Here is a 25179-nt window from a genome sequence, read left to right as displayed (position 1 = left end):
CAACAAATCGCAAGTTCTCCTCGCTTCCAGAAGGACAACGTGAACACATTTTCGGAGCTTTCGTTATCATGTCCTCCGTAATTCGGGTCGTGTCCCCCGGGACGACTTGGCCAGACACAGTCTCGCAGTATCAAAAAGCGTGCAAACCGTTGCACACAATAGCGATAGACATTTAAGATAAGGCTAACCTAAGTTACCTAATGAGGGGAGTCTCATCTTGAACGTATCCACACGGCGTCGCGTCGCAACGGGCGCTACCCTATTCGCGCTGCTCAGCCCCAACGTTGCGGTCGCGCACGCCTTCCCAACTATCGACGCCGCCACCGCCCCCGGCTGCACCGGCGAACTCGACACGCGGCACCCGAACCTCGGCGTGCAGTTCGATGTCACCGGCCCCGACACCATCGACCCAACCAAGGACATCACGTTCAAGCTGAAGGGGGCGGGGATCAACCCGGCGTCGACGCCTGGGGCGTCCAACGGCGTCTACGTGGTGCTCACGCCGACGCGGGTGTGGCGCCTCAACCACTGCTCCACCATGACCGGCGACGGCGACGCGCTCGTCGCTCGCTGGATCCCCGCCGCCGTGATGGAAGACAACGGCGGGAAGCTGGACCTCGACCTGCTCGTGGAGGCAAACACGCTGCAACCTGGACAAACATACACGGTCGGGATCATGGCGGCGCACGCCCTGGCGCTCAGCGAACGCTACTTCGACCGCGGCGTCACGTTCAAGGTGCCGTCGGTAACAACCGACCACGTAGCGACGCCATCCAACGTCCGCGGCGAGATCGACCAGCAGCGCAACGTCACCGTCGCGTGGGACTACCCCGAGTCCGTCCCCGGCACAACGTGGCGCGCCCAGATCGAGTGCGTCGAACACTGCACCAGTGCCAAAACACTACGCAGCCTCGACCTTTCCGACCCCAACGCCCGCACCGCCAAGTTCGACGACGCCGACCCCGGCGTCTACCAAGCCTCCGTCAACGCCAGCCGATGGGTCAACGGCAAGTTCGTCACCACAGACTTCGGGGTGTCGACGCGCTTTGTCGTAGGGGACGTCGATAAGCCGATCAGCCAGCGACTGTACGCGGTCGGCATCGCGCACGAGTACGGCGAGTACGTGGCGCCCGGCACCGATGTCACCCTGGCGAACCCCCTGAACACGAAGGCGAAATGGTCGGTGACCGGCGTGAAAGACTACGAAGTCGACCCCGCGACGCAGGCGATACGCTTCACTATGCCGACCAACCCGGTGCAGGTCGAAGTCGCAGAGGCGAAGGAGGCGCCGACGACCACTCCGACCACCCCGACTTCGACGACCGCAGCGCCTACCGCGCCTGCTGAGTCTGCTAAGCCTGCATTGCCCACTGCCCCTGCTACCCCTGCCAAGTTCCCGGCGTGGGGCGCGGTGCTGATCGCGGGCGGGGTGGCCCTACTCGCCGTCGTTGCTGGCCTGGCTACCCAATCCCCCGTGATCGCGGCGCTACTGAAGCACCTGCAGCGTTAGATCTTCGGCAGGATGCTCGCCGCGAGCGTATGCAACGCGGCGAACCCACCCAACAGCGTGGCGATGACCCCGAGCACAATCGCCACAATCGACTCCGGGGCCATGCCCTGCTGCTGCGCCGCAGGCATCTCGACCGGCGGCAGCACCGTCCCGTCCGTCAGCGTCACAACGAGCTTGCCGTCCTTATCCGTCTTCACCGACGCGATACCGCGGCCGTCCTTGCCCTCCACGCCTGCGGCGCCTGCGGCGCCTTCCTTGCCTGGGGCGCCGTCTTTTCCTGCGGTACCGTCGCGTCCATCCTTACCGTCTCGACCGGCAGGCGCGTCACGGCCGTCACGACCATCGTGCCCGTCCTTCCCCACCACTTTGCCGAGGTCCTTGGTCGTGCCGTTGGTGAAGGTCAGGATCAGGTGGCCGTCACGGTTAATCGAGGCATCGCGGATGCCGCCTTCTGGCTGCTGCCCTGGCGCTGGTGCCGGTTCCGGCTCGGCAGGCTTCTCGGGCTTCTCGCCGAGCTCCAGCGTCACAGCAAACGGCGCCGGCTTCTTCTGGTCCTCCCACCTGCTCCCGGAGTTGTAGAACCACGACCGCACCGAGTCCGTCACGTTGTTCACCAGCTCAGTCGGCCATGCATCCGGGTAGGAAATGTCCTCATCCCGCTTATAGACGACCCCTTCGTACTCCGGCGTCGCCCCCACCATCACTGTCTTGCCATCGACGGCAACGTTGGCACCCTTGAACGTCGCGACGGTGACCCGCTTCGCTTCCTTATTATTTGCTGCCTGGTTCGGGTCCGCCGAACTCACGACCGCCGTAATCTTACCGGCGCCCTCCGCATCGACCTCGAGCGCGAAGTCCTTGAAGGAGATCGTTTGCGCCCCGTTAATCGTGTAGGTCACCTGGCCAGTCCACTGCACCGACAGCGCTTTGGTGTCCTCGTCGACCCAGCCGGTCGCCTTCGTCAGCTTCAGGCTCCCGTTGTTCGGTTCGGACTCGTCAACCGGGACGATGGAGACGCCCTCCCCTTCCACGGCAGCGTCCCACAGCAGGGCGCGTTTGCTCAGTTCCCACTGCAGGGTTTGGGATTTGGCGTCGGCAAGCGGTGTTGCCCCAGCTGGCTGAGCTGCTGCGACGGGCGCGACGGCCGTGGTGCCAGCCTCCTGGGCTTGGGCCGGGACGGCCAACGGCGCGACGGCGAGACTTGCCGTGAGCGCAACCGCGGGCAGCACTGGCAGCGTGGCGTAGATCCTGCGTTGGGACTTCTTCATAAGGTTCACCCTCCTCGTATAAATATTAGGCTTGCCTTACCTTAGTGCAATATATGGTTTGGAGTAAAGGTTTTCGAATGGGTTTTGGGGGCGTTTCTGGGGCGTTCGTTCCCGCTAATGTAAAGGCAACACGCTTCAGTGGACGTCGAAGGAGAGTTATGGCCCAGCACGTGTGGGGAGCCCACAACAACAAGACGGATTTTGATCCGATTGCGCAAGGCTGCGTCGGCGTCAGTTACAGATTCCCCGTTGACCTGCGAAGCTTCGCCTCCAAGGACGCGCTCAGGGACGCCTACAGTGAATGGTTCCCTGCCAAAACCGCATATGAAAGTGGCCAGGTCATCGGGGTGCTCTACCGCTTTTCTCGCCAGGCACAGGTCGGTGACGTGGTTGTACTGAGCAACCGGGAAAACAAAACGCTGAGCATCGGCGTGGTTACCGGGCCGTACTACTTCGAGGAACAGGGCCCGACGGCGCCGCACCGGTTGCCTGTGGAGTGGAAGCACGTCGACATCCCGCGTGCCAACCTGTCCCAGTCAACGCTGAACACGCTCGGGTCTGGGATGTCCTTCTTTGAGGTGCGAAACGGCAGACAGGAGATCCTTGATCTACTCAGAGGCGTCAACCCTGCGACCAAACAACCGGTGTTTGATTGGGTGCCGTTCTACGAACAGCTCGCCAATACCGTGCTCACGTACAGAACTAGCCGCGCCGAACTGCTGGATAAGGTACTGGAGTGCGGGACGGTCAGTGGCAAGCCGGACCTGTTCAAGTTCCTACTTCCCTCCAACGAGCGCTACAGTGACGGCACTCGGGTCCGCGATATTGATCCGTTTACGGTCTTCGCCCCGTTCAATCGGAGCATCATCGACGCGAACCGCCTCCGCATCGCGGAGGCATACAAGCAGGTCTTTGGCATCGAGGCCCCGGCGCCGACTGGGTTTAGCGGCGTCCCGCTTCTGAACAACCTCAATTCGTGGTTCATGCACTTCCCAGCCAAAGACGCTGATGACTCCGAAAGCAACGTGGAGCAGCTGTGGGATCTCGCCGAGGCAGCTATCCGCTACGCGGACTCGGGAACAGACGCGGACGAAGAGGCCTTCGTCGCAACGTTTGATGCGGCCCGGCGCAACTCCGTCGTGCAAATCACGATGGGCTTGTTCTACCTGCGCCCGCGGAAGTTTGTGGCCGTCGATTCGCAGAATGTGCGCTACCTCAACGAACAGTACCCCAACCCAGAAACGCTCAATCTCAACCGCGCAATGACTGGCGATGAGTACGTCGCAACGCTCGACAGCGTCACTGACTGGATCAGCGAGAGTGCCGAAAGCCCAAGCACCATCGTAGAGCTTTCCCACGAGGCGTTCGTGCACCGCGTGGAGCCAGCCACCATCATCGAGGACGAGCCCGCTGCCGAGTCCACCGACAACAGCTACGACGTCAGCCAAATCATCGACGACGGCTGCTTCCTCGAAGAAGCCCAGCTGACCAGCATGCTGCACAGCCTCGAAGCGAAGAAAAATCTCATCCTCCAGGGCCCTCCCGGCACGGGCAAAACCTGGCTCGCCCGCCGCCTCGCGTACGCGCTCATCGGGGAGAAAAACACGGATTCGCTCACGGTCATGCAGTTCCACCCCTCCATGAGCTACGAGGATTTCGTCCGCGGGTACCGCCCATCGCCGACCGGCAGCCTCGAGCTTATCGACGGCCCCCTCCTCACCCTCGCCGAACGGGCCCGCGCAGACCAGGACACCCGCTATGTCATGATCATCGAGGAGATCAACCGCGGCAACCCCGCCCAGATCTTCGGCGAGATGCTCACCCTCATGGAGAACACTAAGCGTGTCCCGGCCGCCGCAATGCAGCTCATCTACCCGCGGACCGACGAGCAGTTCTACCTCCCGCCGAATCTCTACATCATCGGCACGATGAACCTCGCGGATCGCTCGCTCGCACTCGTCGACATGGCTTTTCGACGCCGCTTCGCCTTCACCAACCTCTACCCCCAGATCAACAACCGCTGGTTGGAGTACGTCACGCAGCTCGGCTACGACGCGAGTATCGCCGACGCCTACCGCGCTGCCCTCGCCGACCTGAACCAGGACATCCACGACGACCAGCTGCTGGGCCCCGAGTACCAAATCGGCCACAGCTACATCGTCCCCACCGAACGCATCGACACCCAAGCCAACGTGGACGCCCCCGCGAAAACCCGCGCCTGGCTGCAGGTAGTCACCGACACCGAGATCCTGCCACTACTCGAGGAGTACTGGTTTGATAATCACGACAAAGTAGCGAAGGCGAAGTCCCAGCTTACGGCTGCACTACACGCGGGAAGCGTTCAAGCGTGACGCCCATCCCTGTCCGCAACGTCTGGCTGCTACAGCTGCTGGCGTCGAAGTTGTACCGCGACGGTGGGATCGCGTTGTCCGGCGCGGAGCTCGTCGATAAGGATGTTATTGAGCTGGTCTCAACCATCCTTGCCGACGCCGCCCAACACCGCCTCCGCAACGGACTGCGCGTCGGATTCGAGCGCCACACCGCGGACATCCGCCGTGTACGAGGCAAGATCGACCTGCTTGGCACCGCGCGCGACCAGCTCCTCACACGTGGCCGCATCCGCTGCCACTTCGACGAGGTCTCCCTCGATACTCCGACCAACAGGCTGGTCCGCTCCGCGCTCATTCGCGCGACCCGCTTCCCCGGCGCCGACCCCCGCTGCCACCACCTTGCCGATCAGTTCGGCGCCGCCGGTGTGAGCGCAATGAAACCCGACGGCCGTGCCGTCGCCGCCCTCGAGCACGACCGCAACACCTCCGCCGACCTGCGCATGATCGCCGCCGCGAAACTCATCCACGACCTCGCCGTGCCCAACACACAAGCCGGGTCACTGCGCACGTTATCTTCCGACATTAGCGACCCCCAGATGCGCCTCCTCTTCGAGGCTGCCGCCCTCGGCGCCTACACTGCCAACCTCCCAACCTGGAACGTTAGCGGTGGGACGCGCCTGCATTGGGACCTTTCTTCCACCGCCGTCGACGACGCTGCCCTGCTGCCCGGCATGATCACCGACATTATCCTGCGCCCGCCCGGCGCGCCCCCAATCATCCTCGACACCAAGTTCAACGAGATCCTGCAGCCCACCCAATACCACGCCGGCAAGTTCCGCTCGGGCTACCTGTATCAGATTTACTCCTACGTGATGAGTCAGCAGGCCAACCCAGGCTTCGGGCCACACACCCGGGGTGTGCTGCTGCACCCGGTCATCGGCGAGGCGGTGAACGAAACTGTCGTGATCCAGGGCCATCCGTTCCGCTTCGCCACCGTAGACCTGCACGGCACGTACCGCGAGATCCTCGCGGGATTCCTCGGGGCGGTCGAGGGGTTGTGAGGCAGGGGCTTTGACCCGACAGAAAACGAAGGAACCCCCTCCCGCACAACTTTGATGCACATGGGGTAGCGGTCGACTTTTGGGCATGAGAAAGGCCTCCATCCAAGTATGGTGTTGGGTGGAGGGGATATTTTGTCGTCGCGGCGGCTACATCACAAGGTGTGACACGTATCTGTTAGACACCGGAGAAATATCGGGAGTGAGACTGACGGAGGTTTTCTTCACTGGCACTAGCAACCGCCACAATCTCAACATCGGGGTCAGTATTGTCTCGGTCCAAACGCAGTCGCTCACGCGTAGCCTCAGAAAGCGAATCAAACTTCTTACACCGGACAGTTCCCTGTTTGCGATGGTATTCAATCAAGAATGCTGGCATAGGGCTTTTCACTCTCCTTCCTGTGCGATGTTTGACCGTACTCTCACTAATTCCGAAAGTCTAGCCTCAAGTATGTCATACGCACGGCTCCTTAACTGGCGAATCTCCGAATGTAGTGATCCGTCTCTCCTTTCGGAGCTGAACGGGATGAAAACCCTGTCAACGACTTTCTCCGCTTCATGGACAACATCAGAGGCCTCATGCAAAAGCTTCATGTGTTCCTGAGCCTCACCGGTGGGCTTTGCCCCGAATTCCAGGTAGCGAATATCCCTTCCGTAAATATCAGCTGCGACCTCATACAGGTTCGCCCATTGAGCCTGCATGGCGGTTCTAATCTGAAATTCAGCTCGACCCGCCGGTGCAACTATATGCAAATGAATAGCCCGGTATCCAGAGTGTGCATTTTCCCTCATATCACTAATCTGCACAGTGCTTGCACCAGCATTCAGAAAGTCTTCTCTAAATAGCTCAGCTATCTCAGTTTGCTCGGACAAGGTTAAATCACAGTCGAGTCTGAGGCCTGACACATCCCAGATATTTTCCAATGGATATGTCGGCATCCTTCTGAGTTTTTCTACAAGCGTGCCGAATGTCTTCACCCTGGCAGCAAAGACATAATCGCCTGAGTCAGGCTTCACCAAGCCTTCTTTTTCATTGAGTGGATAAATTAGGCACTTGACTGTGTTTGTTGCGATTTCCATCAAGGAATCGCAGAGTAGGGCTTGATGCTCTAGAAATCGAAGAAGAATCTCCTCGTCATATGGGAGACCTTTGCGCAGGTTGCTTCCAACTTTGTGTACTTGGCTCCGAGTGAATAAATCTCGGCTGGGCTTAGTATTGATGAAGTCCAAGTCAATTCTCCAGATTTCGCATGATGCTCCTTAGAAGTTAGGTTGCTCGATTGAATGTGTTGACTTTCGATTCAACCTGTCCTTCCCCCTCGTCAGTACAGAGTAGTAAAAGAAGCGGAACTAAATCCAGGGCGCTTAAGTCTTGGCCCCAGAAAACGCCCCATACAGAGATTCATCCCAAAGTTCTTCACGCTTTAACCCCACTCAACCAGACCAAGAGCCAAAAGGTACCCCCACAACACCCCGTCAATTGGATGTGCGTATCCCCTTATCCATGGTTACTTGATAGAATGCCCTCGAACGCCCCGAGGCGCCTCTGCGAAAGCATGCACCCGGGGCTCCTGTGTTTCTGCCATGTTTCGACACCGCGAACCCCCGTTCGAACATCGCCCGTGCAATGTCGGGGCTGCATGCTTCAATGAAGTCAACAAGTGATAGTTGATGCGAAAGGTGCAGGTCATGGCGATTTCGATGCCGCAGGACTTCGAGCATGCGCTCGCGTCGATGCTCAACGGCGAGAGCGTTGTGATCGACGGCGCGCCCGGCACCGGCAAGTCCACGCTGCTGCGCACGTTCATGGAGGTGAACGACGCACTACCCGATAGCCAGCGCAAACGAGTGCTGCCCGTCGCGCTGCTGGGACGCGCGGCGAACGGCATCAGCGGGCTGACGATCGACTCTGCATTCAATTTCGATCCCTTCATGACGCTCGACGACGTCCTGCCCGGCGGCAAGTGGGACATCAGCGGTGCAAAGCTGCTGCTCAGCTTGGTTGAGACATTAGTTATCGACGACGCCCACAACCTCAACACCGAGCTCCTGTTGATGATGAGCGTGGCCCTGCAGCGCGTGCGAAAGAATAACGAGCCGTTTGGGGGCGTACAGCTCATCGCTGCGGGAGAATTGGCTAGGTCCGACTCACCGCTGGGATCGATGGTGCAAGAGCCAGAACCGGATCCCGAGCGTTATGTGTTCCTCTCCTTTGACGGTGTCAGTTTTAACGTCAGCTACCACGTCGTTCGCGTTCACGCGGTGGTTGTGGAGCGTGGCCAGATCGTTGCGGACTTTGGCACGTGGCTCAACCCGATGTCGGATTTGGGGCAGTTCGGCCTCGACAACGAGGTTCCTCCGGGTGGGGTTGCTATCGCGCCGCAACTCGAGGACTTTTGGCCGCTGCTGCTACGGCAGGCTGCAGGTGGCATTGTCGTCGGCGATCGCTTAGAGATGGCCCAGGATGCGGGCCGCTACCAGGCCCGGGGCCTCGACATGGAACTCGGCGACGGTATCGACGCCGAAGCACTCGACATCGTTGTTGAGGGCAGCGACGTCATCGAGCGCGCGCACTCCATGGCGCTCGATTTCCTCTCGGGGGACGTCGAGATCCCCTACGTGCGGCCGGTACCCGACGCATCCGATGCACAAGAAGGCGCACTCTTCCAGCCGTTTTGGGCGCCCGCCGCTCCTCTCAAGCTCGATCAAACTCGCGCGACCGACTCCGATAACGCATGGGCAGCTTTCTCCGGCTCCGGCGTGGAAGTCAGCGACCAACGCATGCTCCAGCAGACTGCCCTGCGGCTTTCTTCCTGGGGGATGTCTCGCGGCGTTTGGACGAAGCGGGCCGAAGAGGAGGTGCGCAAACGCGCCATCATGACAGGGCTGACGCAGGTGTCCCTCCCGGAAGGCGAAGAGCAAAACATCGACATTGCTGCGCTGCTCTCCCCAGGCATGAGGGTGGTGTTTACGGGCTGCCGCGAAGCCATCAGCTTCTACGACGGCGAAGAGCAGCTCATCTCCGCCTGCGAGTCGTGCGGGCTCATCTTCGAAGACAGCGTCTCTGCAACCACGTGCGATGTCCTCGTAGCGTGGGACCCGGCATCCATGTCGCGCAAGGCAAGAACCGCCCGGGAGCTGGGCATCCCGATCGTCTCGTTCGCCGATTTTGAGGACTGGTATAGGTACTACACGGGTTCGCCCTACGAGACCTTCCTCGCGGACATCCTCGAGGAAGGCCACCAGGTGGCGTTCCGTGGATCGATCGTCATCAACGGGATCCACATCACCGACGGTGCGCGCATGGCGTACCTGTGCGACGAGCTCGGCCTCGTGTACAGCCCGGAAATCCCCATCTCACTTTGCGACGCCCTCATCACCGACGACCTGACCGCCAGCCAGTACGGCATACCACTCATCCCAGTGGATGCATTCGGCGCGTGGGTGAACAGGGAGTTCGCATCCAAGGGTCAGTTCTTCACCGAAGACTTCTTCATCCCCGCCGACATCACCGCGCTGTATGGCCCGGACGAGCTGCTTTCCAAGATCGACGAGAGCAAAGCTTGACCCTGACGTAACGTCAGACTGCACAATGGCTGCCATGACCAACAACGAAGCGCTGTACACAGTCGGCGAAGTAGCCAACGCATTCGGGATCACGGTGCGCACCCTGCACCACTGGGAGCAGGCCGGCCTCGTCGAACCTGTGTACCGCAGCTGGTCAAACTACAGGCTGTACACGCCAGATGACCTGGAGCGCATCCAGCACATCCTGGTCTACCGGACCACCGGTATGAAACTGTCTGAAATCAAAGAAGTACTATCCCACCCCACCTCGAACCGGGAACACCTGCGCAGGCAACACGAACGCCTGCTTGAGGAGCGTTCGCGGATCGATGGGATGGTGGTGGCCGTCGAAAAGTTATTGGAGCAAGCAATGAACAATCACAAGCCAACCCTCGAAGAAATCGGCGAGATCCTCGGCGACCCGAACTACGCCGAACATCAAGCCGAAGCGCAAGAGGCCTACGGCGATACAGCTGGCTGGGCGCAGTACCAGGGCCGCACCGGCAACTGGGGCGCGAGCGACTGGGAGGACAGCAAGCAGCGTTTCGACGCCATCGATACCAAACTCGCCGACGCTGTTCGCCGCGACGTGCCCACCGACAGCGCGGAAGCCGCCGAACTCGTCGAACAGCACCGGAAGGTGATCGGGCAGTTCTTCGACGTCACCCCGGAGATGCAGTTCCAGATCTCGCGCGGCTACATCGCCGATGAACGCTTCAAGCGCTACTACGAAGAACGCCAACCTGGCCTGGCGCAGTGGCTCGCCGACGCCATCGCGCACGCCACCGGCCACAGCACAGAGAGCTCGTCCTAGCCGGGCCTAGCGCAGCAGGCGTTTCCCCAGCCGCAGCGCAAGCGCCATCGCGTCCGCGACCCGCTTGCCGCCGCCAGCGCCGACCCCGCCGAGCGGCAAATAGCGCTGCGCCGCCACGGTGCGCGCCTCGGTGTACTTCAGCAGCCCCTCATCACCGTGACGTCGCCCCACACCAGACTGCTTCCACCCGCCCATCGGCGCGTCCATCGACGCCCACGCGGCCGCGTACCCCTCATTGATATTCACGGTTCCCGCATGCACATGCTCCGCGACCATGCGCGCCTCGTCCTCCGCGCCCCAAATCGAAGCGTTGAGCCCGTAGTCGGTGTCATTCATCTTCTCGACGCCCACCTCCGGCCCATCCACCACCTCCACAAAGACGACTGGCCCGAACACTTCCTCGCGGTACAGATCGGCGTCCTCCGGGACGTCCACGAGGATGGTCGGTGCGTAGAACGTATCCCCGAGCTGGGGTAACGCCTCCCCACCAGCCAGGACGGTGGCGCCTTTGTCCACGGCGTCGTGGACAAAGGCGTCGACACGCGAGCGGTGCTCCGCAGAAATCAACGAGCCAACATCGTCACCCCACCCGTGCCCAATGCGCAGGCGTTTCGTCAGCGCCACAAAGCACGCAAGGAACTCGTCCGCCACGGCGCGGTCCACGTAGATCCGCTCCACGGAGATGCACAGCTGACCGGTATTGCTGAAGCAGGCGTCAACGGCGCCGCGCGCCGCCGTCTCGGGGTCCGCGCTAGCCAGAACCAGCAGCGGGTTCTTCCCGCCCAGCTCAGCGGAGAACCCAATCAGACGCTCCCCGGCCTGCGCGGCAAGCTTCCTGCCGGTGGCGGTGGACCCTGTGAACATGAGGAAATCGCACCGCTTCACAATCTCCTGCCCCACCGTCCGCCCGCTTCCCTCCACAACCTGGAACAGGTCGGCTGGCAGCCCAGCCTGCACCAGCAGCTGGTGGGCGCGCTGCGCGGTGCGCGGGGTTTGCGTATCCGGCTTCAGTACCACGGCGTTGCCCGCAATCAGTGCCGCCACCGCATCCGACACCGCCAACGAGAGCGGGTAGTTCCAAGGTGCAATCACTCCCACCACGCCTTTCGGTGCCCGGTGCACCTCGGTCCATGTCACCACCGGCATAGCGCCCCGCACTCGGGCTGGCGTCAGCAGCGCCTTCGCGCGGTACGCGTAGTGGCGGGCGGTAATCGCAACGTCCATGACCTCGTCGAACGCGTTGTGTTTCGCCTTACCTGTCTCCTGCTGGATCAGGTCCACCAATTCGTCGCGGTGCGCCAACACCAGGTCGTGGTAGCGGAGAAAGATGCGGCTGCGCTGGCGAAGAGGTGTCGTCGCCCAGGCGCGCTGTGCCGCGCGTGCAGTGTCGAAAGCGTGCTGTACTGACATGCAGCCCAGGTTAGCGTCGCCGCGCCGCCATGCGGCTGAACTTTTCCACCCGGCGCGAATCCCCATAGATCTGCACCTGCTCGCCAGCCACCAGGACCATGTGCCCAAGCACCGGTTGCCAGCGGTCCTCGCGGCGCACGGCAATCACCTTCACGCCGTGGCTCTGCCACAACGCCTGCTCGTCGAGCGGGCCCGCCACGTGCGTCGGCACCACCGTGTGCACCAGCGCCGTGCCCGAGGACAACTCCACGTAGTCGAGGTTCGCCCCACGCACCAGGTGCGCCACGCGCCGCCCCATCGCCTCCTCCGGGTGCACCGCATGCGGCACACCGATCTGGTCCAGGATGCGCCCGTGCGCATTACCGGAGGACTTCGCCCACAAATTCTCGACGCCCACATCCACCAACAGCGAACACGTCAAAATCGACGCCTCCACGTGCGCCCCGCCGATCGCCACGACGACGCCGTCGAACTCCGAAATGCCCAACTCTTCAATCGTGGCCACGTCCGTGCAGTCCGCCTGCACCACCTTCGACAGCAGCCCGTTGTTGCGCTTCACGGCAGCCTCTTCCAGATCGATGCCGACGACGGTGGCGTCGTCAAACATGAGCTCCCGGCCCACCGCCGAGCCAAACCTCCCGAGCCCAAGCACCGCGTACGTGGGCGTTGCAAACTTAACCAATGATCGGCCTTTCATAAGGAAGCAAAATTTTCGACGCCGGCTCCGCAAACGCGAACGCCGTCGCCACAGTAATCGGACCCAACCTGCCAACAATCATCATAAAAATAATGACCAACAACGAAGGCGCATCCAGGTGCGGCGTAATGCCCGTGGACAACCCCACCGTGCCAAACGCCGACAGCACCTCAAACAACACCTCCGACAGGTGAAACGGCGTCAGCGCCAACAACGCGAACGTCGCCACCACCACCAGCGCGCCACTGAGCATCACCACCGTGATCGCCTGGTGCACCACCTCCACCGGGACACCTTTGCCCAGCATAACCGGCTGCGTACGACCCCGCACCACCGCCGACACCGCCGCCACCAGCACCAACACCGTCGTGATCTTCACGCCACCCGCGGTGCCGGCCGGGCCCGCCCCCACAAACATGAACAGGTCCATCGCAAACAGCGTCGGCTCGTGCATCCCGCCAATATCGACAGAGTTGAACCCACTCGTGCGGGTCTGCACCGCCTGAAACAGCCCCGCCAACACCGCATCCGACGCCGGCAACCCACCCAGCGTGCGCGGGTTGTTCCACTCCATGGCGAGGATGGTGGCCGTCGAAAAGCAAAGAAGGAAGAGCGTACCGGCAACCACCATGCGCGTATTCAACGTCCAGCGGTGCAGGTGCAACACGTCCCGCCGAAACTGAAACAGCACCGGAAACCCCAAACCACCAATAATGATCGCCGCCATGATGGGCACGCAGACCCACCAATCCCCCACGAAACTGGTCATGTTGTCCGAATAGAGCGCGAACCCCGCATTGTTAAACGCCGACACCGCATGAAACACCCCATGCCCCAACGCGCGCGGCAATGGGTAGCCCAACGCCACGAACCGCGCCGTCAACGCCAGCGCGACCAGCGCCTCCACCACGATGCTCACCAGCAGGACCCGCCTCAACAGCGGCGCGATCCCGCCCACCGCCGTACGACGTTCCACCGCCGAAATCACATTCGCACTCAAATTCGCTTTGCGGACCACCGCCTGACCCAGAATCGTCGCGAAGCTCATCACCCCGAACCCGCCAACCTGGATCAACACGGCAATAACCACCTTGCCGAACGTGGTCCAATACGTCGCCGTATCCACAATCGCCAAGCCGGTCACACACAGCGCGGACGTCGCCGTAAACAACGCCGGCAACAGCGGCAACCCACCCGGATTCACAGTGGAAGCCGGAAGCATCAGCAACACCGTGCCCACGAACAGGGCAACCAGGAAGCCGAACAAAATCACCGCCGCGCTATTGAGCTGGCGGTGCCGAATGACAGCAGGCACCAGCGGAACATTACGCCAGCGGGGTGCGGGTGGCAAGGGTTTTGAACTTTTCGAGTGTAAAGTGTGAGGGGTATTCCCCTCTTGCCTGAAGTCACCCGTTCAGCGGACTGGCTGCGGAGGGGTTTTCTTGTCGCTGAGTAGCTATGGAGTGGGCGCCAGTGCCAAATCTGACATCGTTTGTTGTCTAGCACATTTTTTGCCAGCAACTTTGAAGCAATAGACCTTATTCGATTGCGTCTTTTGGCACTCGAGCCGACCTGCCTGACACCAAATTCCCTCGCGGCAGAACACGCGACCTGGGCTTTTGCGAACCCACGACGCCAAAATGCAGGAATGTGGTGCACACCGTCCCACGAGAGAACTAACGCTCGGCCAGCTCGGCCTCGATCCACGCCTTGCGGGCCTGGCGCTGCTCCTTCCAATGCGCAAGCGCCTGGACGGCCTCGATGCGTTGCTTCTTGAACACCAGCATGGACAGCGGGAACGCCACGATCAGGGCCAGCAGGGCCGACATGATCAGCGGCACGGGCGCCCCAACCGCGACGGCTAGCAGCTGGATCACCACGGTGAGGGCGATGAAGAGGAGGAGCCGGTACAGCCCATAGATGGCGGCGGCTTTGTTTGCGCGACGCTTCGCGCTCGGGTCAACTTCGGGTGCTTCACTCATGGGGGCCATGGGGACTTAGCCTAACGCAAAGGTGGACCAGTATGTTAGAGGGCATGGGAAGGCTTCTACTCATCGCTCTGATCATTCTGGCTGTGTACTTGATGTGGCGTGCGTTCGGCCCGGGGTCGAACGCCCGGTATGGGGTGCAGCAGCAGGAACAACCGCCGGTTATTAAGGGGCCGGATGATGATGAGGAGTTCCTGTGGGAGATCGAGAAGAATAGGTTTAAAGAACGCCGGGCCCGCGAGGAGGCGGAGCGCCGGCGTCGTGAAGAGGAGGAGCGTCGGAGGAAGCGCGGCGAAGACTAGCTGCGCGTTGCTTCCTCGGCGAGGACCTCGGGCAGCTTCTCTGCCCAGGCCAGGGAGTCGCGGACGCCCTGCTCAATGGTGAGCTCTGGGGACCAGCCGAGTACCTCGCGCGCCTTGTCAATGCGCGGCGCGCAGCCCGCAACGTCGCCCTCGCGCGGCGGCGCGGTGGTGACCTCCATGTCGGAGCCGCTGGCGGCCTTGAACGCCTCCGCGAGCTCGAAGACGGTGGTGCCGGTGCCGGTGCCCAGGTTGATGACCTCGTATGGGGCGAGGTCGGCCTTGAGGGCGGCGACGTGGGCGCGGGCCAGGTCCCAGACGTGGACGTAGTCGCGCAGGCCGGAGCCGTCGCGGGTTGGCCAGTCGACGCCGGTGACCGTGAACGCCTCACCTCTCTGGTGGGCGGTGATCATCTTGCCCAGCGCGTGAGACGGCAGCGGGTTCTGCAGGCCGGTGCGCAGCTGTGGGTCGGCGCCGATCGGGTTGAAGTAGCGCAGGGCCACAGCCTGGATCTGGCCGGCCGCAGCAGCGTCGGCCATGACGCGCTCCAGCATCCACTTCGATGCGGCGTACGGGCTGGTCGGCGCCACGACGGAGGACTCGTTGACGGTGAAGTCCTCATCCGCCTGGTACATCGCGGCGGTCGAGCTGAGCATGACACGCTTGACGCCGCGGTCGCGGAGGACCTGCAGCATCTTGGTTGCGCGGCCGACGTTGACGTCGTAGTACTCGAGCGGCTGCGCGACAGACTCCGGCACGATGATCTTGGCCGCGCAGTGGATGACGGCTTCGATGTCGGGGTGGTCGTCGAAAATCTTGTTGAGCAGCTCGGTGTCGGCGATGTCGCCCTCGTAGTGGTCGAAACGCTCGGCGAAGACGCGCAGGCCAGTGGAGTAGTCATCCAAGATGACCGGGGTGATGCCTGCGTCGGAGCAGCACGATGCAATTGTGGAGCCGATGTAGCCGGCCCCTCCTGTAATCAGTGTTTTCATTAGTTCAATCCTGCGTACGAGTGAAGTCCAGCAATGACAGTATTTACATACGTCATGTTAAAGATGGTCATGGCCAAGGCAAAAACGTTGATCCACGCGGCCTTCGAGTTCTTCCAGCCGGCGGTGGCGCGCGCGTGAAGGTAGGCGGCGTACAGGATCCACGTAATCATGGACACGGTTTCCTTCGCGTCCCAACCCCACGGGCGACCCCAGGCGACCTCAGCCCAGATCGCGCCAAACACAATGCCGATTCCGAACAGCGGCAGCGTAATGATCGCCGTCTTGTAGGTGATCTGGTCGAGCGTCTTCGCGCTCGGCAGCGGCTTCGCAATCGCGCCGAAGAACCCGTGCTCCTCGCCGCGAGGCTGCCACATGCGCAGCAAGTACAGCAGCGCAAAGATGCCCGACACAATACCTATCGACGCCCCCACCGACACCGACGACACGTGCACCGGCAGCCAGTAGGACTGCAGCGCCGGCACCACCGGCGCCACGTGCATGTGGAACACGGTGGAGTTGAGGAACATCGCGATCGCCATAGGCGCGAGCAGCCACGGCCAGATGGTGTGCCAGTTCTTGCGCTGCACCACGATCGCGGCTGCGACCATCACGACGGCCGTCATGGCCAGGATGTACTCGTACAGGTTGCCGAGCGGGAAACGCTTCGCCGCCAGTCCGCGCGTAATGAAGGACGCCACGTGCAGCACGATGCCGAACCAGATCAGCGCCTGCGTCATGTTCGCCCATTTGCGGGCGCCGGCGACGCGGCGGTCGTATTCTGCCTGGTCGAAGGAGTCGGAGGGGACGTCGATAAGCTCGGAGCCGCCCCCGGCCCCCACGGCGACTTTTTGATCCATGCGGGCGCGCTCGCGGCGCATGTCGAGCACGCCGAACATGCGCCCGTAGTAGATACAGGACATGATCAGCGCAGCCAGGTACAGGATGAACGCGGTGCGGAACGTGAGGTCTGAAAGGTCCGCCATCGTGGAATCGACAAGCATGGGGACCAATCTACAGCGTCACCGCAGGTTAGCCAAGGTCATCAACCTCGAAGGAGGGGTGAACTTCGGACGGAGTACCGAGGATTTCCTCCGCGATTTCATCAAACTCGGCGCCCCACCCGGCGCGGTCCGTGCGCGCCAAGCCGGCCAGCTCCACGTGGGTGCCAGTGGCCGTCGGGGTCAGGCGGATCCACAGGCGGCGGCGCTTGATGGTCAGCGAGCCCGCCAGCGCGGCCAGCATGATGACAGAGGTCGCCAGCATCCAGCCCTGGGTCGGGTCGTGGGAGATTTGGTAGTTGGCGTACTCGGCGGCGCCATCGAAGCGCACCCGGATGCCACCCTCAAGGGTGGTTTCCTCCCCCGGCACCAGGTTGACGCGCTCCACCTTCTGCAGGCGCCCCTCGGCGATCAAGTTCTGGTCCAGCACGAAAATGTTCTGCGGGCGGCCGGTGTCCAGGCCGGCGTCACCGACGTAGATGTCCACCGCCATCGCAGGGTCCTGCATCGCGGGGAACGCGGACTGCAACATGTCGCCGTTGACGCCGGTCCACTGGGCAGTCGGCGCGAAATTACCCTCAATGGCGATCTGGTGCTCGCGACGCTCGGTGAGGTCCGGGTACATGCCGGCCGGCGGGTCGAAACGCATCACGCCGGCGGACAGGAAGTTCTGCACATCGGTGGGCCTAAACTGCACCATCTGTGTGCGGGTCTCCCCGTTCGGCCAGGTGATGGTCACCTGCGGGGCAAACCCGTGGCCCTGCAGGTAGACGCGGTTGCCGTCCACGCGCAGCGGGTGGTTGACCTGCAGTGTGAAGTCCTCCCACTGCTCGCGCGGAGCGCTCACGTCCGCGGTGTAGGCCACGTCCGACCAGAACCCGTTCGCCTGGCCGGTGTTGAGGTATTCGGCACGGAAGTTCTTCGACTCGATGCAGAACGGGTGCAGGCCGGTGCCGTCGAAAAGCGGGCCGGCGCGGAAAACGTCGAAGTTCGCAGGTGACGTATTACAGAACTGGCGCGGCTGCTCCACCGGCACCGCGTACTGCGACTCGGACTCGGTCACCATGATGACCTGGCCCTCGTAGAAGACCATTCGGCCCGCCGCGAACGCCACGATCATGCCCACCAGCCCGATGTGGAACAGCAGGTTCATCAGCTCGCGGGAGTAGCCGCGCTCCGCCGAGATGGAGAACACCCCGGCGCGGTCCTCCTCCGGCTGGTAGGAGGCCACGTGCCACCTGCGCAGCACTGCGCGCGCCTTCGCCTCCAACTCGTCCTTCGGCGTATCGACGTCCCCCTCCGCATGCAGCGGCATCCTGGACAGGTACTTCGGCGCCCTGGTCGGCGTGGCCCGGTACGCGCGCCAGTGGTCAATCGAGCGCGGGATGATGCACCCGACCAGCGAGACCATCAGCAGCGTGACGATAGCGACGAACCAGGTGGAATCGAAGACGTCGAAAAGCTGCAGCTTGTCGTAGATGGGCCCCATGGTTGGGTTGGCGCGCAGGTAGTCGTCTACCAGCGTCGCGGAGACCGTGCGCTGTGGCAACAGCGCGCCCGGTATGGAGGCGAGCGAAAGTAAGAACAGGAGCAGCAGCGCGGTGCGCATACTGGTCAGCCAGTGCCACGACCTGCGTAGCCACGTCCATGCAGTGCTCATTTAAATCACCGTTGCTCCATATCCGAAGACGAGCTGGCGCGTCCAGCCGATAAACACGTTCCAGGCCCCGGTCAGCAGCAGCAGGCCGACGATGACCATCGCTACCCCGCCGATCACCTGGATGGTGCGCGAGTGCTTTCGCAGCACCTCGATGCTACGCACCGCTTTCGCCGAGCCAAGCGCCACCAGCAAGAACGGCAGCCCCAGCCCGAGGCAGTACGCGATGACCAGCAGCACGCCGCGCGCCGCGGTCATGCCCGCCGTCCCCACAGAAACGGACACGATGGCGGCGAGCGTCGGCCCCAAACACGGGGTCCACCCGAGCGCGAACACCCCGCCGAGCAGCGGCGCGCCCAGCAGCGTGGTCCACTTCTTCGGTCGCAGCCGCGTGTCGTTTTGCAGCGCGGGCACCCAACCGGCGAACACCAGGCCCATCACAATCGTGACCACCCCACCCGCACGCATGAGGGTCTCCGCGTTGAGCGCCACCGCGCTCACCGCGCCGAAGACGGTCACGGTGGCCAGCAGGAACACCACGGTGAACCCGAGGATGAACAGGCCCGCCGCGCCGGCGACGGCCCAGCGGCGCCGCGTCACAGATACCCCGTGCTCATCCACGTTGAGCTCCCCGCCCACGATGCCCGTCAGGTACGACATGTAGCCCGGCACCAGCGGCACCACGCACGGCGAGGCGAAGGACGCCAACCCGGCCAGCGCAGCCGCCAGCATTCCCAGCAGCAGCGGCCCCTGGGAGACCAGCTCCGATAACGCCTCCCCCACTTAGGCCTCCGCCTCCTGGTGCAGCGTATTCGCCAGGTCAATGATCTCCTGGGCGTTGACCTCCCGCAGGAACACCGCCGCCGGGCGGCGCTGGGTGTCCAGCACGATCGTCGTCGGGATCACGGAGCTGGGCACGCCGCCCAAGAACGCGGCGGTCTTAAACGGCGGGTCGTAGATGGATGGGTAGGTCACCCCGTTGTCCTTCATGAAGTCGCGCGCAATGTCCGCGTTGTGGTCACGCACGTTAATGCCCAGCACGGTGCCGAAGCCCTCGATGGACTCCTGCACCTCCTGGAGGTCGTCGACCTCCGCACGGCACGGCGCGCACCACTGGCCCCACGCGTTGAGCACCACGACCTCGCCGTCGAAGTCGCTGAGCGAAATCTCGCTGCCCGGCTCCATCAGGGACTCGCCGGAAAAGTCCGGCAACGGCTTACGCTCCTCCTGCGGGTAGAACAGCTCCACCTGCCCGCCCGGCGAGTGGAACGCGAAGGACCCGCCGTTGTCGCTGGCGCTCGAGCACCCGCTCAGCAGCACGGCTGCGGCAACGAATGGGACAAGGCTGCGGCGCACGGTCATAGGGTCCTTCCAGGTTAGATCGCGGATGCGGGGGTTGAGTATGACCAGTCAACAACAACGTCATCGTCGAACACAAGTGACGTCACGCTGGCCAGCTCGCAGCGACGGCTCGCGTGCGCGAAGGGCTTGCCCTGCACGTAGCGCTGCACCGTCACGATCGGCAGCTGGTGGCTCACCAGCACGGCCTCGTGGCCCTCGGCGCGCTGGCGGGCGTCCTCAATCGCGACGTCCATGCGGGCGAAGATGTCCTCGTAGGACTCGCCCCAGCTCGGCTCCCAGGGCTTGAGCATGTGGCGCCACCGGATCGGGTTCCACAGCTGGGAGCGCCACCCCTTGGTGCGCAGCCCCTCAAAGGTGTTGCCGGCCTCCAGGATCTCCTCCCGGGTATCGATCTCCAGACCGGTGACCTCCGCGATCGGCTGCGCGGTCTCCTGCGCGCGCAGCAGCGGGCTGGCCGCCAGGTAGGTGACGTCGCGGCCTTCGAAAAACTTCGAGGTCACAGCGGCCATCGAGTAGCCGCGGGAGCTCAGGTGGTAGCCCGGCATGCGCCCGTAGAGGATCTTCTTCGGGTTGAACACTTCCCCATGGCGCACCAGGTGGACAACAGTTCGCGTCATTTACTGGCCCTCCGGGGTCGCGGCGGCCGCGGCCTTCGCAGCCGGGACGAGCGCGGCCTCGATGGTGGCGAAGTCGTCGTCGGTCAGCGCTGTGGAGACGAACCAGGTCTCGAACGGGCTCGGGGACGCGTGCACTCCGTGGTCCAGCAGCGCGTGGAAGAACGGCGCGTAGCGGAACGTGTCCGCCGCCTTCATGCCGTCGAAGTTGTGGCCCTCGCCCTCCGCGAAGCGCACCGACAGCATCGTCGACGCGCGCTGAATGTGGTGCGCCACGCCCTCACGCGTCAGCGCCGAGCTGACCAAATCTTCCAGCCTGTCCGCGTTGCGGTGCAGCACCGGGTAGATATCCTCGCTGGCCAGGCGCAACGACGCCATGCCAGCCGCCATCGCCACCGGGTTTCCGGACAGGGTGCCCGCCTGGTACACCGGCCCGTTCGGCGCCAGCTTCTCCATTACTTCTCGACGCCCACCAAAGGCCGCCGCCGGCAACCCACCCGAGATGACCTTGCCGAAGGTCGTCAGGTCACCCGCAACACCGTCGACCCCGTACCAGCCGGAGTAGGAGGTGCGGAAGCCCGTCATCACCTCATCCAGGATGAGTAGGGCGCCGTTGGCGTGACAGACCCCCTTCAGCTTCGCGTTGAAGTTGTCCTGCGGCGCCACCGTACCCATATTGCCGGCGGCCGCCTCCGCGATCACGGCGGCGATCTGGCCTTCGTTCTCCGCGAACGCGCGCTTCACGGCCTCGATATCGTTGTACGGCACCACGATCGTGTCCGCCGCCTGCGCGCCGGTCACCCCCGGCGAATCCGGCAGCGAGAACGTCGCAATCCCCGAACCCGCCGACGCCAGCAACGCATCCACATGGCCGTGGTAGCAGCCATCAAACTTAATAATCTTCGGGCGCTGCGTGTACCCGCGCGCCAGGCGCACCGCCGACATCGTCGCCTCAGTACCCGAGTTGACCATGCGCACCTCCTCCACGGAGGTACGCTGCGTAATCATCTCCGCGATCTCCACCTCGGCCTCCGTCGGCGCACCGAAGCTCAACCCGTTCACCAACGCCTTCTCGACGGCCTCCAGGATCGCCGGGTGCGCATTCCCGTGGATCATCGGACCCCACGAATCCACCAGGTCGACGTAGGAGTTGCCGTCGACATCTACAAGCGTGCTGCCGAACGCCTTCTCAATAAAGCGCGTCTGCCCACCCACCGAGCCAAACGCGCGCACCGGCGAGTTCACCCCGCCCGGCGTGACCCGCTGAGCACGCGCAAACAACTCAGCAGAACGAGCAGTATTTTCTGAAGTCAGGTTCGTCTTCGTCATAGTTGCCTATCCTAGGCGATATGAAGATTGCATTTTTAGGCCTCGGCCGTATGGGTACCGAATTAGCACTCAAGCTTGTCAGTGACCACGACCTCACGGTCTGGAACCGCACCGCAGCAAAAACCGCCCCGCTCGTGGAGCGCGGCGCCACCGCCGCCGACACCCCCGCAGACGCCGTCAAAGGCGCCGACATGGTCATCACCTCCCTGTTCGGCCCCGACACCGTCCGCGAAGTCGTCATCGAACCCGGCCTCATCCCCGACGGCGTCACCTGGGCCGACGCCACCACCATCTCCCCCGCCGACGCCGACTCCTTCGCCGCCGCCGTCCCCACCTTCGTCCACACCCCCGTAGTCGGCTCGCTCATCCCGGCGCGCGCCGGAAAGCTCGGCGTCTACGTCGGCGGCGCCACCGAGCAGCGCCGCAAGGAAGTCGCCGACGTCGTCGCACCGTGGGCCGCCGCCAACCCGGAACGCCTCAAGGTCGTCGACACCGCCGCCCAGGCCGCGACGGGCAAGCTCATCGCCAACCTCGCCCTCGCAGTGACCATGCAGGGATTCAAGGAGGCACTACACATCGGCAACGCCCAAGGACTTGACGACGCCACCATCGTCGACATGCTCGGCTCCACCGGCCTCGAGTTCATCGTGAACATGAAGTCCCCATTCCTCCTCGGCGAGCGCGACACCAACCCCGGCGACTTCTCCACCGACGCCATCGAGAAGGACGCGCGTTTGATGCTCGCCACCGCCGAGGCCGCCGGCAAGGAGCTGCCCGCCGTGGCAGCCGCAGTTGCCTCCCTGCAGGAGCAGCAAAAGAAGGGCCACGGGGACGAGGACTTCTCCTCAGTGGTGGTGTACCGCTAATTTTCTGGGGAGCGAGTGCCAAAGGACGCAATTCTTGTTCGGGGAGGACGCAAAAGCCCAGGTCGTGAAAAGGGGGTTGCGTCCTTTGGCACTGGCACGGTTGAGAGGGCACCAAATTCCTGGATTTCGCGCGGCGATTTGGAAAAGCCCAGGTCGAGCAAACTGCGTGAGGGAATTTGGTGCGCGCATCCGCCTACGCTTTCTTCGCTTGCCTCCTAAACGCGCCGAACATGATCACCACGATCAGGCCGATGGCGATCCAGTTGGCCACCTTGGCGTACTGCTCCAGCACGTACACCACGGGCTCCCCGATCCACCATCCGAGGGCGAAGTACCCAAGTGACCACAGGGTTTTCGAGATGAAGTCCAGCACCATGAACTTCCACAGCGGCATGCCGGTCATGCCCATCAGGACGAAGACGACGAAGGCGATGGGAAGTGGGATCGGTACGTAGGCGAGGAAGATTCCCAGCCAGCCGAGTTTGAGGGCCCACTTTTCCACGCGTTCGATGTTGCGGGCGCTGCGCTTGGAGTTCTGCGCCTGCACGTCAAGGATTCCGCGCCCCCACAGTTTGCCGGCCCACCAATAGATCCAGTCGAACTTGATGGCCATCAGCGTGCCGATGAGCAGGTAGCCCAGCCAGTGCTGCACCTCGCCGACGGCGGCGAGCGCGCCCGTCGACGCCGCTCCAATCCGGGAACCGGTAATGGCCAGCATGATGGGCGGGTGCAGCCCAAGCAGCCAGGCGCGGAGCGGGATCATGGCGAGGCCGAAGAGGCCTACGAAGCCGAACCAGCCAAGGCACCAGTAGTCGGCCTTGGTTGGTTTGCTGTTCCAGGGCATGCCTGGTTGTTCCCACCATTCTGGTTCGGGTGTGGTCTGCTCCTCGCTTTGCATAAGCAGAGAGTGTACCTAGCTAGAACATATTTAAAATTCCCGGGTTGGTGGCCACCACGATTCCGATGATTGCCAGCAGCCCGAGCACCACGCCGGCGATGATGCCACCGGTGGAGGAGCCCTCCTTGTCGGCGCCGGTCAGTGCGTCGCAGTTGGCTTTGACGGGCTGGTATTCGGCTTCGGCGCGCTCGATGGCTGCGCGGGCTTCAGCGGCGGCAGCCTTTGCTGCTGAGGCGGCCGCGGCTGCATCCTCCTGCGCCTGCTTCGCCGCGGTCAGCGCTTCCTCGGCTGCGGTCTGTCGGGCCGGTTGCGCCTCCTTGGCGGTGGAAAGCTCCTGCTCACGCTTTGCCACGAGCTCCTCCGCGGCCTGCAGCGCGCGTGCGGCTTCCAGGGTCCGCTCCGCCTTGTCGACGTCCGCTTCGCGCTCCTCGAGCGTTTGACGCTTGGTGGCGTCGCCAAACTCGATGGCGTGCTTGAGGCCGTCGTAGTAGGTATTGAAGCGCTCGGTGTACTCGTCGACGGTGAACAGTGGAGTGCCCTGCTTCATCCAGTGGGTGGCGAAGGTCTGCGAGTGTGCAATACGCCACGGGTACCCCTGGTACCGGAAGGCTTTGGTGTTCACGGCGAAGCCGGTGGCGCGCATGTCCGGGTTGACGATCGCCATGTAGTGGCCAGCACCCGCCTCGAATGGTTTCTCGCCCTTCTCGAGTGCCTCGAAGTACGCGACGCGCTCCTCGTGGAACCAGCCCTTGAACGGGTTGTCGTAGTTCCAGGACAGGTTGTCCCATCCGTTCTTCGAGTGCCCGCGCGGCAGCTGGTGCGACCAGTTCACGTTTACCTGGGCCTGCGCCATCAGGAAGTCGGAGACGGGCAGGGCGGGCTGGCCGTCGCTTTCGCGGAGCTCGTTGGCCTCGGGCAGCCAGCCGATGGCTGCCTTCATGTTGTCCAGGTGGGTGGCGTCGTCGGCCTCACCGATGTGGGTGTCGTCCGCGATGCGGTAGCCCGTCTGCGCAGCCACCGGGTCTTCTTCTTTGAAGCGGAAGTCGGTGTTCAGTTCGGCGACGGCGTCGGTTGCGCCCATGGCTTCGAAGAAGCCGAGGGAGCCGCGGTCGAACTGCTGTTGCGCCTCGGCCTTGCTGGCTTCGAGGGCGGCGGCTGCTTCGGCGGCCCGCGCCTTCGCGTCCTCGAGCGCCTGCTGTGCAGATTCCGCCGTCACGCCGGCGGGCACTGCGGACTGTTTCGCGGTGCGGTCGGTGGTGGCGTCGTCAAGAAGGCGTTGGGCGGCGGCGACCATGCCCTTTGCTGCCTTGAGTTCTTCCTGGGCGGCGGCGACGTCGCGCTGCGCCGCATCGAGCGTCTGCTGCGTGGCGCGCTCGCGGTCCTGCGCATCGCGCTGCTTCGCGGTGGCGTCCTTGACCGCGTCGACAAGCGCCACGCAACGAGCCTCCGTGAGCTGGGCGGTGTCCTCCGCCATGGCCTGCGGGGCCACCAACATGGCCGCTGAGCAGGTAGTAACGAGCAT

22 protein-coding genes are annotated in these 25179 nt (G+C 63.2%); 7 read left to right on the top strand and 15 right to left on the bottom strand.

What is annotated here, in order from left to right; translation table 11 throughout:
- Nucleotides 1-217 precede the first annotated feature (217 nt).
- A complete protein-coding gene (locus ACXIUA_RS09925; protein WP_457976728.1) occupies nucleotides 218-1510 on the top strand; it encodes a hypothetical protein in 1293 nt (430 codons plus the stop codon).
- Here ACXIUA_RS09925 and ACXIUA_RS09920 read toward each other — a convergent pair.
- On the bottom strand, nucleotides 1507-2778 hold the full coding sequence (locus ACXIUA_RS09920; RefSeq protein WP_457976727.1) for an HtaA domain-containing protein: 1272 nt from the start codon (nucleotides 2776-2778) through the stop codon (nucleotides 1507-1509). The genes ACXIUA_RS09925 and ACXIUA_RS09920 overlap by 4 nt on opposite strands.
- Before the next feature lie 158 nt (nucleotides 2779-2936).
- Here ACXIUA_RS09920 and ACXIUA_RS09915 point away from each other — a divergent pair, with 158 nt between their 5' ends.
- Nucleotides 2937-5129 carry an AAA family ATPase gene (locus ACXIUA_RS09915; RefSeq protein WP_457976726.1) on the top strand — a complete coding sequence of 731 codons (2193 nt, stop codon included), beginning with the start codon at nucleotides 2937-2939 and terminating at the stop codon, nucleotides 5127-5129.
- Nucleotides 5126-6169, top strand: coding sequence for a 5-methylcytosine restriction system specificity protein McrC (locus ACXIUA_RS09910; protein ID WP_457976725.1), 1044 nt, complete (start codon nucleotides 5126-5128; stop codon nucleotides 6167-6169). Before ACXIUA_RS09915 ends, ACXIUA_RS09910 begins: the two co-directional genes overlap by 4 nt.
- 384 nt (nucleotides 6170-6553) lie before the next feature.
- On the opposite strand, the gene ACXIUA_RS09905 is transcribed toward ACXIUA_RS09910, so the two are convergent.
- A complete protein-coding gene (locus ACXIUA_RS09905) occupies nucleotides 6554-7246 on the bottom strand; it encodes a hypothetical protein (protein WP_457976788.1) in 693 nt (230 codons plus the stop codon).
- 609 nt (nucleotides 7247-7855) lie between these two features.
- Between ACXIUA_RS09905 and ACXIUA_RS09900 the strand changes: the two genes are divergently transcribed.
- A complete protein-coding gene (locus ACXIUA_RS09900) occupies nucleotides 7856-9733 on the top strand; it encodes an AAA family ATPase (RefSeq protein WP_457976724.1) in 1878 nt (625 codons plus the stop codon).
- A 34-nt stretch (nucleotides 9734-9767) separates the two neighbouring features.
- Entirely contained in the window at nucleotides 9768-10547 is a 780-nt protein-coding gene (locus ACXIUA_RS09895; protein ID WP_457976723.1) for a MerR family transcriptional regulator, read from the top strand.
- A 6-nt stretch (nucleotides 10548-10553) separates the two neighbouring features.
- On the opposite strand, the gene ACXIUA_RS09890 is transcribed toward ACXIUA_RS09895, so the two are convergent.
- The 4 genes from ACXIUA_RS09890 to ACXIUA_RS09875 all read right to left on the bottom strand — a co-directional run bounded on the left by ACXIUA_RS09890 (nucleotide 10554) and on the right by ACXIUA_RS09875 (nucleotide 14645).
- Entirely contained in the window at nucleotides 10554-11957 is a 1404-nt protein-coding gene (locus ACXIUA_RS09890; RefSeq protein ID WP_457976722.1) for a succinic semialdehyde dehydrogenase, read from the bottom strand.
- A gap of 10 nt (nucleotides 11958-11967) precedes the next feature.
- Nucleotides 11968-12639, bottom strand: a complete 672-nt coding sequence (locus ACXIUA_RS09885; protein WP_176754815.1) for a potassium channel family protein — start codon at nucleotides 12637-12639, stop codon at nucleotides 11968-11970.
- Entirely contained in the window at nucleotides 12632-13969 is a 1338-nt protein-coding gene (locus tag ACXIUA_RS09880) for a TrkH family potassium uptake protein (RefSeq protein WP_457976721.1), read from the bottom strand. The genes ACXIUA_RS09885 and ACXIUA_RS09880 overlap by 8 nt, the downstream gene beginning before the upstream one ends.
- Before the next feature lie 361 nt (nucleotides 13970-14330).
- The gene (locus tag ACXIUA_RS09875; RefSeq protein ID WP_370687309.1) at nucleotides 14331-14645 is read right to left on the bottom strand and encodes a DUF4229 domain-containing protein; all 315 of its coding nucleotides are present in this window, start codon (nucleotides 14643-14645) and stop codon (nucleotides 14331-14333) included.
- Between the two features lie 44 nt (nucleotides 14646-14689).
- Between ACXIUA_RS09875 and ACXIUA_RS09870 the strand changes: the two genes are divergently transcribed.
- Nucleotides 14690-14944 carry a hypothetical protein gene (locus tag ACXIUA_RS09870; protein WP_256059718.1) on the top strand — a complete coding sequence of 85 codons (255 nt, stop codon included), beginning with the start codon at nucleotides 14690-14692 and terminating at the stop codon, nucleotides 14942-14944.
- Here ACXIUA_RS09870 and galE read toward each other — a convergent pair.
- The 7 genes from galE to hemL are packed head-to-tail and all read right to left on the bottom strand — an operon-like array spanning nucleotide 14941 to nucleotide 21893.
- On the bottom strand, nucleotides 14941-15933 hold the full coding sequence (galE, locus tag ACXIUA_RS09865; RefSeq protein ID WP_070363182.1) for a UDP-glucose 4-epimerase GalE: 993 nt from the start codon (nucleotides 15931-15933) through the stop codon (nucleotides 14941-14943). The genes ACXIUA_RS09870 and galE overlap by 4 nt on opposite strands.
- Nucleotides 15933-16934, bottom strand: coding sequence for a c-type cytochrome biogenesis protein CcsB (ccsB, locus tag ACXIUA_RS09860; RefSeq protein WP_070363183.1), 1002 nt, complete (start codon nucleotides 16932-16934; stop codon nucleotides 15933-15935). Before ccsB ends, galE begins: the two co-directional genes overlap by 1 nt.
- A 28-nt stretch (nucleotides 16935-16962) precedes the next feature.
- Nucleotides 16963-18591: a cytochrome c biogenesis protein ResB gene (locus tag ACXIUA_RS09855; protein WP_457976720.1), complete on the bottom strand. Its 1629-nt coding sequence runs from the start codon at nucleotides 18589-18591 to the stop codon at nucleotides 16963-16965.
- Nucleotides 18592-19320 (bottom strand): cytochrome c biogenesis CcdA family protein, encoded by a 729-nt coding sequence (locus ACXIUA_RS09850; RefSeq protein WP_177224256.1) that lies wholly within the window; start codon nucleotides 19318-19320, stop codon nucleotides 18592-18594.
- A gap of 51 nt (nucleotides 19321-19371) precedes the next feature.
- Nucleotides 19372-19950: a TlpA family protein disulfide reductase gene (locus ACXIUA_RS09845; RefSeq protein ID WP_457976719.1), complete on the bottom strand. Its 579-nt coding sequence runs from the start codon at nucleotides 19948-19950 to the stop codon at nucleotides 19372-19374.
- Between the two features lie 14 nt (nucleotides 19951-19964).
- Nucleotides 19965-20567 (bottom strand): histidine phosphatase family protein, encoded by a 603-nt coding sequence (locus ACXIUA_RS09840; RefSeq protein ID WP_457976718.1) that lies wholly within the window; start codon nucleotides 20565-20567, stop codon nucleotides 19965-19967.
- Nucleotides 20568-21893, bottom strand: coding sequence for a glutamate-1-semialdehyde 2,1-aminomutase (hemL, locus tag ACXIUA_RS09835; protein ID WP_457976717.1), 1326 nt, complete (start codon nucleotides 21891-21893; stop codon nucleotides 20568-20570).
- 20 nt (nucleotides 21894-21913) lie between these two features.
- Here hemL and ACXIUA_RS09830 point away from each other — a divergent pair, with 20 nt between their 5' ends.
- Nucleotides 21914-22759: an NAD(P)-dependent oxidoreductase gene (locus ACXIUA_RS09830; protein ID WP_457976716.1), complete on the top strand. Its 846-nt coding sequence runs from the start codon at nucleotides 21914-21916 to the stop codon at nucleotides 22757-22759.
- A 193-nt stretch (nucleotides 22760-22952) separates the two neighbouring features.
- On the opposite strand, the gene ACXIUA_RS09825 is transcribed toward ACXIUA_RS09830, so the two are convergent.
- Both ACXIUA_RS09825 and ACXIUA_RS09820 read right to left on the bottom strand, forming a co-directional pair.
- Complete coding sequence (locus ACXIUA_RS09825; RefSeq protein ID WP_070363190.1) at nucleotides 22953-23657, bottom strand: DedA family protein; 705 nt, start codon at nucleotides 23655-23657, stop codon at nucleotides 22953-22955.
- Nucleotides 23658-23676: 19 nt separating this feature from the next.
- Nucleotides 23677-25179: CAP domain-containing protein (locus tag ACXIUA_RS09820; RefSeq protein WP_457976715.1), on the bottom strand; the 1503-nt coding region annotated here is incomplete at its 5' end.

The organism is Corynebacterium sp. UMB8791, assembly GCF_054166365.1.
Note: the sequence above shows the minus strand (reverse complement) of the source record. Positions and strands in the feature narration are given on the sequence as shown.

Coding starts and splice junctions, on each gene's coding strand:
- ACXIUA_RS09920 (WP_457976727.1), bottom strand. CDS start 2,778: ATGAAGAAGTCCCAACGCAGGATCTACGCCACGCTGCCAGTGCTGCCC.
- ACXIUA_RS09915 (WP_457976726.1), top strand. CDS start 2,937: ATGGCCCAGCACGTGTGGGGAGCCCACAACAACAAGACGGATTTTGAT.
- ACXIUA_RS09905 (WP_457976788.1), bottom strand. CDS start 7,246: ATGGAAATCGCAACAAACACAGTCAAGTGCCTAATTTATCCACTCAAT.
- ACXIUA_RS09900 (WP_457976724.1), top strand. CDS start 7,856: ATGGCGATTTCGATGCCGCAGGACTTCGAGCATGCGCTCGCGTCGATG.
- ACXIUA_RS09895 (WP_457976723.1), top strand. CDS start 9,768: ATGACCAACAACGAAGCGCTGTACACAGTCGGCGAAGTAGCCAACGCA.
- ACXIUA_RS09890 (WP_457976722.1), bottom strand. CDS start 11,957: ATGTCAGTACAGCACGCTTTCGACACTGCACGCGCGGCACAGCGCGCC.
- ACXIUA_RS09875 (WP_370687309.1), bottom strand. CDS start 14,645: ATGGCCCCCATGAGTGAAGCACCCGAAGTTGACCCGAGCGCGAAGCGT.
- ACXIUA_RS09870 (WP_256059718.1), top strand. CDS start 14,690: ATGGGAAGGCTTCTACTCATCGCTCTGATCATTCTGGCTGTGTACTTG.
- galE (WP_070363182.1), bottom strand. CDS start 15,933: ATGAAAACACTGATTACAGGAGGGGCCGGCTACATCGGCTCCACAATT.
- ccsB (WP_070363183.1), bottom strand. CDS start 16,934: ATGCTTGTCGATTCCACGATGGCGGACCTTTCAGACCTCACGTTCCGC.
- ACXIUA_RS09855 (WP_457976720.1), bottom strand. CDS start 18,591: ATGAGCACTGCATGGACGTGGCTACGCAGGTCGTGGCACTGGCTGACC.
- ACXIUA_RS09850 (WP_177224256.1), bottom strand. CDS start 19,320: ATGCTGGCGGCTGCGCTGGCCGGGTTGGCGTCCTTCGCCTCGCCGTGC.
- ACXIUA_RS09845 (WP_457976719.1), bottom strand. CDS start 19,950: ATGACCGTGCGCCGCAGCCTTGTCCCATTCGTTGCCGCAGCCGTGCTG.
- ACXIUA_RS09840 (WP_457976718.1), bottom strand. CDS start 20,567: ATGACGCGAACTGTTGTCCACCTGGTGCGCCATGGGGAAGTGTTCAAC.
- hemL (WP_457976717.1), bottom strand. CDS start 21,893: ATGACGAAGACGAACCTGACTTCAGAAAATACTGCTCGTTCTGCTGAG.
- ACXIUA_RS09830 (WP_457976716.1), top strand. CDS start 21,914: ATGAAGATTGCATTTTTAGGCCTCGGCCGTATGGGTACCGAATTAGCA.
- ACXIUA_RS09825 (WP_070363190.1), bottom strand. CDS start 23,657: ATGCAAAGCGAGGAGCAGACCACACCCGAACCAGAATGGTGGGAACAA.